The following is an 11,546-nucleotide window of genomic DNA, read 5'->3' as shown; positions in this document are numbered from 1 at the left end:
CTGGCGCCCGCGCGGATCGTGACGAGCTTCACCCTCTACAATGTGAATCGCGTGCACCTGGAGCGGTTGCTGCATCGCTTCTTCGATCCGGCCCGTGTGGACATCGAGATCGTCGACCGGTTCGGCAAGCCAGTTCGGCCGCGCGAATGGTTCTATGTGACCCCTGATCAACTGAGCGAGGTCGTGCGGCGAATCCAGGACGGGTCAATCACGCGCTGCTACTTCGATCCCGGCCTGGGAATCGTGGACCTCGGCTCAGTGTGACGAGACCCCGAGTGTTGGGAGACATGTGGGAAGGATCAAAAGAAAAAATCGAAATATTCAAAAATTTCAGAGACTTACAGCAGATAATTGGTGCGGTCGAGAAGACTCGAACTTCCACGGCCTTTCGGCCACAGCGACCTCAACGCTGCGCGTCTACCAGTTCCGCCACGACCGCACGCCCACGAGAGCCCGGCGCGCCTAGCAGCGCGCTGGCGGCAGTTCAAGCCTTGCGTCGGAGGAGGACCGAGCCGGCGGAATAGCCGGCACCGAAGGAGCACAGGAGCCCGAGGTCGCCTGCCGCGAGATCCTCATGATGCAGGTGGAAGGCGATGATGGAGCCTGCCGAGGATGTGTTCGCATAGCGGTCGAGGACGGTCGGGCTTTCGTCGTCGCTTGCCTCACGCCCGAGCACCCGCTCGGCAATGAGTCGGTTCATGTTGGCATTGGCTTGGTGAAGCCACAGCCGTCGCAAGCTTGTCCGGGAGATCCCGAGGTCAGCGAGGTGGCCGAGAATGAGGTCAGAGACCATGGGCACAACATCCCGGAACACCTTGCGGCCTTCCTGGACGAACAGCTTGTCCGGCTGGCCGATGCCCTCGGGTGCGGCGCGATTGAGGAAGCCGAAATTGTTGCGGATATTGTTCGAGAAGCGCGTCAGGAGGCGGGTGCCAAGGATTTCCCAGTGCGCAGCCTTCGCCTGCGCCCTGTCTTCGACAAGGATGGCGGTTGCCACATCGCCGAAGATGAAGTGGCTGTCGCGATCCCGCCAGTTGAGGTGGCCCGAGCAGATTTCGGGATTGACGATGAGCACGCAGCGCGCCGAGCCGCTGCGCACCATGTCGGCTGCAGTCTGGATCCCGAAGGTCGCGGAGGAGCAGGCAACATTCATGTCAAAGGCAAAGCCCTTAGCGCCGAGTGCATCCTGCACTTCAATGGCAATGGCCGGGTAGGGCCGCTGGAGGTTGGAGCAGGCGCAGATGACAGCATCGAGGTCTCGGCCAGTGCGGCCGGCGCGCCCCAGGGCATCCGTTGCCGCAGCGACCGCGATTTCGGCGAGGATCGAGATCTCCTCGTTCGGCCGTTCGGGAATTCGTGGCGCCATGATCTCAGGATCAAGGATGGCCGTCTTCGAAAGCACATAGCGGCTCTTTATGCCGCTTGCCTTCTCGATGAACTCCACCGAGGAGGGCTGGAGCGGGGCAACAGCGCCAGCAGCAATTGCATCCGCGTGGCGCGCGTTCCATCCCGCAACCCAGGTGTTGAAGCATTTAACCAGCTCGGCGTTGGAAATGCTTTCGGCCGGCGTAAAGAGGCCAGTTGCAGACAAAACGGGGGTCACGGCACGCTCCTTTTCCACCGCCTTAGGCGGCTGTCACAGCGCCGTCATCATGTCTTCGTCCGGCCACGGCTGCTGCAGCAGACGCGCATCAGCACCAGCAAGCCAGCGATCAGCAAGCGCACCAGTGAGCACAACGGGCATGGCCTTGGGGTGGACGGCAGCGACAGCGGCATTGGGCGCGCAGGTCAAAAAGGCGAAGCGCGGGCCGGTCTGGGAAGGGCCGAAGACGCCGGCAAAGGCGAACAGTGGCGCAGAGCGCAGCGCAAACCAGTGCTTCCTCTTGCGCGCCGTGGCCGGATCAGGGGTGGCGCTCCATTCGGCAAAGGCGCTTGCTGGCACGAGGCAACGGTGCTCTTTGGCGAGAAGCGGCTGCCAGAAGGGGCTTGCCAGATTGCGGATGTTGGTGATGGGCCTCGCAACCCCGGGAGGCGGCGGGATTCCCCAGGTCATGCGCGCAAGCGCCCGGCCAGTGGGCGTGGCAACAATGACCGGCGCGGGCCGGTCCGGATAATGTTCGCCAAGCGGCGGCAGGTTGGGGGATTCGCCTTCGAGCGCGCGGAACAGGTCCCGGATCGCATCCGTGGTTGTGGTCAGGCGATAGAGGTTGCACATGCGCGAAAAATGGCCCGGGGCTTGGGGCCCGAGCAAGCGGAAAGGCCTGCGATGCGGCAGTTGCTTGGCGCAATGACGGCAGCCCTGATGGCAGCAGCAGCAGGGGCAGCAGATCTTCCGATCGAGCGGGTGTTTGCAAGCCCGCCGCTTTCCGGCCTCGTGCCGCAGGCGCTGACGCTCTCGCCAGACGGGCGCCACGTCGCCTACCTGAAGCCGCGCGCCGACGATGCGCTGCGCTCGGACCTTTGGGTCGAGCCGGTCATGGGAGGCGAGGCGCGCCTGGCCGCCGACAGCCTTGCCATGGCAGGCGGCGCGCTGACCGAGGCGGAACTCCAGCGGCGCGAACGGGCGCGGATCGCCAGCGCGCGCGGCATTGTCGAGTATCGCTGGACTGCCGATGCAAAGGCTTTCCTCGTGCCAGTCGATGGCGACCTCTGGTTGCAGCCGCTTGCAGGGCCTGCGCGGCGCTTGACGCAATCGGCTGAAAGCGAAGTGGATGCGCTACTCTCCCCCGACGGGCGTTTCGTCTCGTTCGTGCGCGGGGCGAACCTGTGGCTGTTTGATCTCGAGGCTGGAGTCGAACGCCCGCTCACAACCGAGGGCGCGGGGGCTGTCACCTACGGCCAGGCCGAATTCGTGGCACAGGAGGAAATGAAGCGGATGACGGGGCAGTGGTGGGCCCCAGACTCGCGCCGGCTGGCCGTGACGAGGGTGGATGAGACCAACGTCCAGACCGCCGTCCGGGCTGCGATCGGCTCGGAGGGAACGCGGGTCAGCACCCAGCGCTATCCTTTTGCCGGCACCCCCAATGCTGTCGTCAGCCTCGAGATTCGCAACGTCGATGGCAGCGCGCCCGTTGCGGTTGATCTCGGCCCCGACCCGGACATCTACCTGGCCCGCGTGGACTGGCTTTCGGCTGACCGGCTGCTGGTGCAGCGGCAATCACGCGACCAGAAGCGGCTTCATGTGCTCGAAGTCGACGCATCCACGGGGCAGTCGCGGCTGCTGTTTGCGGAGCGTTCGAAGACGTGGATCAACCTGCACGACAATCTGACGCCCTTGGCAGACGGCAGGCGGTTCCTGTGGACCAGCGAGCGCCGCGGCATCTCGCAGCTGATGCTGTGGGATGGCAGAGGGATGCAGCCAATCACCAGGCCGCATGTTCTCGTGGACCAAGTGGTCGCACTCGACGAAGAAGACGGCCTCGTCTTTTTCACGGGCTTCGTCGAATCCCCACTTGAGAAGGGGCTCTACAAGGTCCGGCTCGACGGCCGGGGAGCACCGGTCAGGCTGAGCCCGGCAGGAGGCTGGGCCGAAGCCGTCATGGACAAGGCAGGCAAGGTGGCGCTCGTCACCTGGTCGTCGCCGGCCCAGCCGCCGCAGGTGATGCTGGTGGGGCGCGACGGGGCGAGGCTGCGGTACATCAGTGAAAACCGGCTGGAAGAGACTCCTTACGCGCCTTTTGCTGCAAACCATGTCCTGCCCCGGTTCGGGACGCTGAAGGCCGCCGACGGCCAGGACATGCACTGGATGATGCTGGTTCCCCCGGGGCTTGCCGAAGGCGCGCGCGCACCCGTCGTCTTCGAAGTCTATGGCGGGCCCGGCGTGCAGCGGGTGCGCCGTGCATGGGGCAGCCTCGTGCACCAGCATCTCGTCCGCCGCGGCTATGTTGTCTTCGTGCTCGACAACCGCGGCAGCAGCAACCGCGGCGTCAAGTTCGAGGCACCGCTCTACCGGGCCCTTGGAGGAGTTGAGGTGGAAGACCAGCTCCAGGCACTTGCCTTCCTGAAATCGCAGCCGTTTGTCGATCCGGACCGGGTGGCAGTCTATGGCTGGTCCTATGGGGGCTACATGGCGCTGCGGCTGTTGACGAAGGCGCCAGAGGCCTTCGCTGCGGGGGTCGCGGGTGCGCCAGTTACGGACTGGCGGCTCTATGACACCCATTATACCGAACGCTATCTCGGCAATCCGGCCGTGGACGATGCGCCATATCGAGCAGCCGACGTGACCGTCGATGCAGCCCGGCTGATGCGGCCGCTGCTTCTCCTTCACGGGCTCGCCGACGACAATGTCGTCTTCGACCACTCAGCAAAAATGATGGCAGCGCTGCAAAAGGCAGGCCGGCCGTTTGAAACCATGGTCTATCCTGGCCAGGCACACTCTATTCGCGAACCTGCGCTTGCGACCCACTTGTGGAAGACCATCATCGCCTTTCTCGACCGCACCGTCGGAGTGCCTCGAGGCCGGACATGATGCCTCGCCCTTGCACCGGCTGCGATTTGGCCCAAATGGAGAGCCTCTGGCCAGGGGAGTAGAGCATGGCAACACAGACTGAGACAGCAGAGAAGCTGACGCTCGAGGCGCCCCCTCCCGTTCAGACGGTCGTGCCAGAAAAGGCTTCCGGCCTTGTGCCGCTCTCGGAAGCCGAGAAGTCGAAGCTTGATGAGAAGGTCGAAGCATTCATCGCTGACCTGGTCGCACAAGACGCCAACAGCCCCGAGTTCGGCAAGCGCGTGGATGCGCTCGCGGCACTCGGCCGGGCCCAGATTGCCGAGGCAGCTGGGCAGTCGAACCGCTTCCTTGACCGGCCAGTCCGGGCAATGGACAAGGAGAGCCGGATCGGAGCAGACTTGACCGAGCTCCGGCGCACGGTCGAGGATCTCGATCCCTCCAAGCGGGGTTCGCTTCTTGCGCCGCGCAAGCTGTTCGGGATCATCCCGCTCGGCAGCAAGGCACGCGCCTATTTCGATAGCTACAAGTCTGCCCAAAGCCATATCGCCACCATTCTCGACCGGCTGGCAGGCGGCAAAGACGAGCTGCTGCGCGACAATGCCGCAATCGATGTCGAACGGCGCAAGCTCTGGGAAGCCATGGGCAAGCTTGAGCAGATGATCCATGTCTCAAAGACGCTCGATGCCAAGCTCGAGGCAAAGGCAATCGAGCTTGAAGCAACTGACCCTGCCAAGGCGCGCGCCATCCGCGAGACAGCGCTGTTCTACACCCGCCAGCGGACAACCGATCTTCTGACCCAAATGGCCGTCTCCGTGCAGGGTTATCTGGCCCTTGATCTCGTCAAGAAGAACAACCAGGAACTGGTAAAAGGCGTGGACCGCGCGTCGACGACCACGGTTGCAGCACTGCGGACCGCTGTCACCGTTGCACAGGCGCTCACCAACCAGAAGCTCGTCCTCGACCAGATCACGGCCCTCAACACGACGACGGCCAATGTCATCGAGGCAACCGGCACGATGCTCCGCAACCAGACGGGCGAGATCCACAAGCAAGCCGCTTCTGCCACCGTTCCTTTGGAGACGCTGAAGCAGGCCTTTGCCAACATTTATGCAACCATGGACTCGATCGACCAGTTCAAGACCCAGGCGCTTACGTCGATGAAGCAGACGGTGGACGCCCTGTCTGACGAAGTGGAGAAGTCGCGCGGCTATATCGCCCGGGCCGAGGGGGCAGCCCAGGGTGCCGACTCGCCCTTCGAGCCGCTGCAGGGCTGAGGCCGTGGCCACGAGGCGTCCCGACAGCCGGGACGTGATTATGAAGGCCGAGCTGCTGCTCGAGCGGCTGCGCGAATCCCCCGAGGTGCAGCAGGCCCGCACCCTGCGGCTGAAGCGCAAGGCCAGGAATCTTGTGAAGCGGTTTGTGCGCGTTGTCGCTGGCATGTTCGCCGTCGCACTCGGTTCGCTCATCTTCTCGCAGACGGTGATGCCGCTTGGCGTCTTCGGCTTCGTCGTCGTCGTGCCCTTGCTCATGCTGCTCGTGGCGCTGGTGCTCGCCCGCTGGCCCCGCACGCGTGTCGAAGACGAGATCGCGCTGGCGCGAACGGCCCTGCCCGCGCTTCCGCCCCGGGTTGAGGAGTGGCTCGATTCCAAGCGGCCGGCCCTCCCGGCCCCGGCCAAAGCCGAGGTCGATCGTATCCTGCTGCAGCTCGATACCCTTGCGCCACAGCTTGCCAAGCTTCCTTCCGGAAGCCCGGAAGCCCAAGACGCGCGCCGGTTGATGGCCGAGCACCTGCCGCGCCTGGTCGAAAGCTACGAGGCAGTGCCAGTGCGGGTGCGCAGCCGTGACCGGGAGGCCAACCGGCAATTGACCGACGGGCTGCGCGTGGTGGGCGAGGAACTCGAGCGGCTGAACCTCCGGCTCGCCTCCGAACAGCTCGATGCCCTTGAAATCGAGGGGCGTTTCCTTGAAAGCCGCTATCGAAGTGGTCGCCGGCTGGAAGACTAGCTAACGCCACTCGCCGTCACAGCTCCGGAGGCCCTAGATGTCGGGACAGTTTCTGCGGACCACGATCGCCACCCTCCTCTGTCTTGGCCTCGTGAGCGCTGGCCCCGGCGAGGCCCGCACCAGGCCGGCAGTGACGGCCACGTCAGCCGCTGCACCGCTTGCTGAGCTCGTAGGCCGGGTTGTCATTCCCTATGAGCAGTTCACGCTGCCCAATGGGCTGCGGGTCATCGTGCACACCGACCGCAAAACCCCCATGGTCGCAGTCTCGGTATGGTATGGCGTTGGCTCGGCAGACGAACCCAAGGGCAAGACGGGCTTTGCCCACCTCTTCGAGCATCTGATGTTCAATGGCTCAGGCGGCTATGATGGCGAGTTCTTTGAGCCGCTCGAGGATGTTGGAGCCACTGACTACAACGGGACAACATCCTACGATCGGACCAACTATTTTCAGAATGTGCCAACCGGCGCGCTCGATCTCGCCCTCTTTCTCGAGGCCGACCGGATGGGCAATCTCTTGCCTGCCGTCACGCAGGCCAAGCTCGACAACCAGCGGGGCGTGGTCCAGAACGAGAAGCGGCAGGGCGACAATCAGCCCCATGGCTTGACCTTCTACGCCCTTGGCCAGGGCTTGTTCCCGGAGGGTCACCCCTATCGCCACCCCACGATCGGCTCGATGGCGGACCTCGACGCGGCCACTCTCGAGGATGTGCGGACCTGGTTCCAGCAGCATTACGGGCCCAATAACGCTGTGCTGGTGCTGGCCGGCGACATCGATGTCGCAACCGCGAGGGAGAAGGTCACACGCTGGTTCGGCGCCATCCCGCGCGGACCGGAACCCGAGCGCCCGCAAGCGCCACTCCCCAGAGGCTCTTCCGGGCGCGACCAGATCCGCGATCGGGTGCCCAATGCGCGCTTGACCTTCGCCTGGGCGGTGCCGGGCCTCCTTGATCCGGCCTCGACCGATCTTGCCGTTGCAGCCGCAGTGCTTGCCGGAGGGCCATCATCACGGCTCTACAATGACCTGGTGCGGGAGCGGCAGCTTGCGATCAGCGTCTTCGGATCCGTTCTGCCCCTCCGGCTGGCATCGATAATGGCGATCAGCGTTGATGTGAAACCGGGCGTTGACCCGAAGCTCGTTGAAGCGCGCGTGGACGAGCTTCTCGCAAGCTTCCGGTCACGGGGGCCGACGGCAGATGAAGTGAAGCGGGTGGCAACGGTCAGTGCGGCAGCACGCATCCGCGGGCTGGAGCAGATCGGGGGGTTCGACGGCAAGGCCGTCGCGCTCGCTGAAGGTGCGCTCTATGCCAATGACCCGGAATTCTACCGCAAGCGGCTGGAGCAGCTGGCGCAAACAACGCCGGCGCGCGTGCGCTCTGCCTCCCGCAAGTACCTGGCCTCTCCAGGCTTCCGGCTTGCAACCATCCCCGGGGAGCGGGGTGCACGCGAACTCGCGCTTGTGGGCGAAGCTGGAGCGCCACCTGCCGAGGCCGCCCCAAAGCCTGCAGGCAACGTCAAGCCTGACCGGTCGAAACTGCCCCCGGTCAGCCGGCAGGAGGGTCTTGCATTCCCGGCAATCGAGCGGGCTCAGCTTTCGAACGGCATCCCCGTCATGTTCGCACGTCGGACTGCAATCCCAGTGGTCGAAGTGATGGCAAGCTTCGATGCCGGCAACGCGGCCGACCGCATGGACCGGCCAGGGACGAACGGCCTCATGCTCGCCCTTCTGCGCGAGGGCACGAGCACTCGATCCGGGCGGCAGATTGTCGAAGAGGAGGAGCGTCTGGGTGCGCAGCTGAGCTTCGGTTCCGGCCAAGACCGGACGCGCGTCATGCTCTCGGCGCTCGCCCCCAATCTTGCGCCTTCGCTGACGCTGATGGCAGACGTGATCCGGAACCCGGCGTTCCTGGCCCAAGAAGTGGAGCGGGTCCGCGCCATCCGGCTTGCGGCGCTGGCCCAGGAGCAGTCGAGCCCGGCAGGGATTGCGCTGCGCGAACTGGGGCCGATGCTGTTCGGAGCCGATCACCCCTATGCCCTTCCGGCCTCTGGCCTTGGAACCATGGAAGGACTCAAGGCGGCCACGCGGGACGACCTCCTCGAAGCCCATGCGCGCTGGATACGACCCGACAAGCTTCGGCTGCTCGTCGTCGGCGACACCACGCTCGATGCCCTGCTGCCCCAGCTCGAGCAGGCCTTCGGGGACTGGCAACCGCCCGCCATGGCACCGGGAGCAAAGCGCGCTGTCGGGCTGCAAAAGGCGCCGCCACCCCGGATCCTGCTTCTCGACCGGCCCAATTCTCCCCAGTCCTTCATCGTCGCGGGGCAGCCTCTGGCTGTGACTGGGCGAGACGACCGTCTCGACCTTGCCCTTGCCAACGAGACTCTGGGCGGGAGCTTCACATCGCGCCTCAACATGGATCTCAGGGAAGAAAAGGGCTGGTCTTATGGCGTTCGCTCCAGCGCGGCCCCCGCGGTCGGACAGATGACTTTCCGGATCCTGGCGCCAGTCCAGCAAGACCGGACGGGAGACTCCATTGCTGCACTCATCGCCAATGTGCGGGCCTTCTCCGGCCCCGAGCCAGTTCGCCAGGAAAATCTTGAGAGAGCCATCAATGCGAGCATCTACGCCCTGCCCGGGCAGTTCGAGACGTCGAGCTCGGTTTTGGGAGCGCTTGAGACCATCGCCGTCCTCGAACGGCCAGATGATTACTATGTCCGGCTTCCGGCCCGCTATCGCGCCCAGAACCAACAGATGGTCACGCGTGCGGCTGCATCTCTCATTGATCCTGGCCGGCTGCAATGGGTCGTCGTCGGCGATGCGAAGCTTGTCGAACCGCAAGTGCGCAAGCTCGGGCTTCCGGTGGAAGTTCGGCCAGCCCCCTAAGGAAGGAGCCGGGGAGCCTCGCTCTCGCGTGGCACCAAGGCCGCCTTCGCAGGCGCGCCTTCCAAAGGCCGCAGGGCGCGCGCCTACTCCGCCGCAAGCGGTGCGTCGGTGCGAAGATAGATGCTGCGCTTGGGCACTTCGAACATTTTCATGACCATGGGCGCAAAGAATTCGAGCGGAGCTGATTCATAGTCCGGGTCGAACGCACTCTGGTCATATTTCTCGCAGAATTCAGCGCATGCCTCAAAGTGCGGGTGGCCGCGGAACTGCTCCCGCATGTTGCGATCAAGGCCAAGAAAATCGAAGAAATAATAGCCCTGGAAGATGCCATGCTTCTCGCAGATCCAGTGCGTTTCCTCCGACACGAAGGGCTTCAGAATGGCAGCGGCAATGTCTGGATGGTTATAGGCCCCAAGCGTATCGCCGATGTCATGGAGAAGCGCCATAACCACATATTCCTCCGAGCGGCCATCGCGGTAGGCGCGCGTTGCCGTCTGGAGACAATGCGTCAGCCGATCGACTGGGAAGCCGCCATGGTCGTCCTTCAGGAGCCGCAGATGGTCAAGGACGCGCTGGCCACCGGCCTTGTTGAAGGGAATCGCATGGCTTGCAATGATGGCCCAGTCCTCAGCGGTCCCCTCGGTCATGGCGCGAAAGGTTGCACGGGTGTCCTGCATCTCTCCCTCCTTCTCCCTCCACTTTAGCGCAGGCTGGATGAATGCCAAGCGGCAGCGAGCTTTGTGGGGAGGCGGGGACCGGCCTGCGGCACGGCGCGGAAGGCACGAAGGTCGGCCTTGCGAAGATGCACAAGCAGCGGGGCAGGCGAAAGCGCGATCGGCCAGTCCCGTGGCAGAAGCGCGTGCTCACGGTCCTCGCAGCCATGGCCATGGCCATGCTGCTGGCAACCACAGGCTGTCGCGGGGAGCAGCTGGCAATCGGGGATGGTCGAACCCTTTTCCTGCGCTGTGCGGGCGCTGGTACACCCGCCGTCGTTCTGGAGGCAGGCTGGGCCGCGGACCATTTGGTCTGGGCCAAAGTGCAGGCGGACCTCGCCCAAGCAACGCGGACCTGCAGCTATGATCGGGCAGGCACGGGGCAAAGTCCGCCGGGGCCGCTTCCGCGCACGCCGCAGGCAGTTGCCGAGGATCTCCTGCGCGCGCTCGCGGCGGCCAGGATAGATGATGAACTGATCCTGGTTGGGCACTCGATCGGGGCAGTCTATGCCCAAGTCACCGAGCGGCTCGCTGGCGGTCGTGTGGTCGGGCTCGTCCTCGTCGACCCGACGGTTGAAGCCATGGCGCCTGACGGGCTTGCGCCCTTCATCGCTGATGCCACGGCCTGTCAAATGGCAGTGTCCTCAGGCGAACCACTTCCCATCGAGGGAAGGATGACGCGCTGCCGGGTTCGGCCAACGGAAGAGGCGGTTGCGACATGGAGCCACCGGGTCTCGGAGCTCGAGCATCTGTTCCAGCCGAAATCCGCGTCGGTGCGGGATGCCATGCCATCGCAGGCACGCGTCGAAGTCCTCTCCGCAGGGCAAGGCTCTGAGACCCCCGGTGGGGCGTGGCGGATTGCGCAGCAGGCCGCACTGGCCAGGACCTACGCACGAGGACATCACCGGGTGGTGCCTGCAAGCGGTCACATGATGATGCGGGATGCACCCGCTGCGATTGTCGAGGCGACGACGGCAATCATCCTGTCAGCCCGCCAACGCAAGCCGAAACCCGAAGTCTCCGGCACGCTTGCCACGCGCCAGGCCGAGCCCTGATTGCAAAGGAAAGGCCCGGCAGAGTTCCTGCCGGGCCCTCTCTTCAGATCCGGGGCCTCGCGACCGATGCCCCGCAGACCTTACATGCGCCCACCGAAGGTGATTTCGACACGACGGTTTTGCGGCTCGCGGACATTGTCGGGAGTTTCGACCCGCAGACGCTCCTGGCCAAAGGCCTGAGTCGTCATCTGGCTTTCGGGAATGCCCTTGGCCGCCATGTAGGCCTTCACCGCGTCCGCCCGACGCTGCGAGAGGCCCATGTTGTAGGAGGCGGAACCCGAAGTGTCGGTGTGGCCCGCAAGCACGACCGAGGTCTGCCCGGTCTGCATATAGGCCTCCGCAGCCCGGTCGAGGATGGCCGCAGCTTCCGGCGTGATCTCGTAGCGGTCCCAATCAAAGAACACGATGAAGGGCCCCGGCGTCACGGCAGGCGGAGGCCTATATGC

10 protein-coding genes and 1 tRNA gene are annotated in these 11,546 nt (G+C 64.6%); 6 read left to right on the top strand and 5 right to left on the bottom strand.

Annotation, left to right across the window (positions count from 1 at the left end; genetic code table 11):
- Positions 1-264: GIY-YIG nuclease family protein (locus ACWIQA_RS03790; RefSeq protein WP_448581736.1), on the top strand; the 264-nt coding region annotated here is incomplete at its 5' end.
- Positions 265-352: 88 nt separating this feature from the next.
- On the opposite strand, the gene ACWIQA_RS03785 is transcribed toward ACWIQA_RS03790, so the two are convergent.
- The 3 genes from ACWIQA_RS03785 to ACWIQA_RS03775 all read right to left on the bottom strand — a co-directional run bounded on the left by ACWIQA_RS03785 (position 353) and on the right by ACWIQA_RS03775 (position 2,215).
- Positions 353-439 (bottom strand) — tRNA-Leu (locus ACWIQA_RS03785).
- A 45-nt stretch (positions 440-484) separates the two neighbouring features.
- Positions 485-1,603 (bottom strand): beta-ketoacyl-ACP synthase III, encoded by a 1,119-nt coding sequence (locus ACWIQA_RS03780; protein ID WP_448581735.1) that lies wholly within the window; start codon positions 1,601-1,603, stop codon positions 485-487.
- Positions 1,604-1,636: 33 nt separating this feature from the next.
- The gene (locus ACWIQA_RS03775) at positions 1,637-2,215 is read right to left on the bottom strand and encodes an SOS response-associated peptidase (RefSeq protein WP_448581734.1); all 579 of its coding nucleotides are present in this window, start codon (positions 2,213-2,215) and stop codon (positions 1,637-1,639) included.
- Positions 2,216-2,287: 72 nt separating this feature from the next.
- On the opposite strand from ACWIQA_RS03775, the gene ACWIQA_RS03770 reads away from it, so the two are divergent.
- From ACWIQA_RS03770 to ACWIQA_RS03755, 4 genes are all read left to right on the top strand, one after another.
- Positions 2,288-4,468, top strand: coding sequence for a DPP IV N-terminal domain-containing protein (locus tag ACWIQA_RS03770; RefSeq protein WP_448581733.1), 2,181 nt, complete (start codon positions 2,288-2,290; stop codon positions 4,466-4,468).
- Positions 4,469-4,533: 65 nt separating this feature from the next.
- A complete protein-coding gene (locus ACWIQA_RS03765) occupies positions 4,534-5,721 on the top strand; it encodes a toxic anion resistance protein (RefSeq protein ID WP_448581732.1) in 1,188 nt (395 codons plus the stop codon).
- Positions 5,722-5,725: 4 nt separating this feature from the next.
- Complete coding sequence (locus tag ACWIQA_RS03760) at positions 5,726-6,451, top strand: hypothetical protein (protein ID WP_448581731.1); 726 nt, start codon at positions 5,726-5,728, stop codon at positions 6,449-6,451.
- 37 nt (positions 6,452-6,488) lie between these two features.
- A complete protein-coding gene (locus tag ACWIQA_RS03755; protein ID WP_448581730.1) occupies positions 6,489-9,332 on the top strand; it encodes a M16 family metallopeptidase in 2,844 nt (947 codons plus the stop codon).
- An 83-nt stretch (positions 9,333-9,415) separates the two neighbouring features.
- Here the strand turns inward: ACWIQA_RS03755 and ACWIQA_RS03750 are convergent, their stop codons facing one another.
- Entirely contained in the window at positions 9,416-10,009 is a 594-nt protein-coding gene (locus ACWIQA_RS03750; protein WP_448581729.1) for an HD domain-containing protein, read from the bottom strand.
- Between the two features lie 182 nt (positions 10,010-10,191).
- Between ACWIQA_RS03750 and ACWIQA_RS03745 the strand changes: the two genes are divergently transcribed.
- Positions 10,192-11,100, top strand: coding sequence for an alpha/beta fold hydrolase (locus tag ACWIQA_RS03745; protein WP_448581728.1), 909 nt, complete (start codon positions 10,192-10,194; stop codon positions 11,098-11,100).
- Between the two features lie 80 nt (positions 11,101-11,180).
- Here the strand turns inward: ACWIQA_RS03745 and ACWIQA_RS03740 are convergent.
- The coding region (locus tag ACWIQA_RS03740) for an OmpA family protein (RefSeq protein ID WP_448581727.1) at positions 11,181-11,546 on the bottom strand (366 nt) is incomplete at its 5' end.

The organism is Thermaurantiacus sp., from assembly GCF_053487655.1.
Note: the sequence above shows the minus strand (reverse complement) of the source record. Positions and strands in the feature narration are given on the sequence as shown.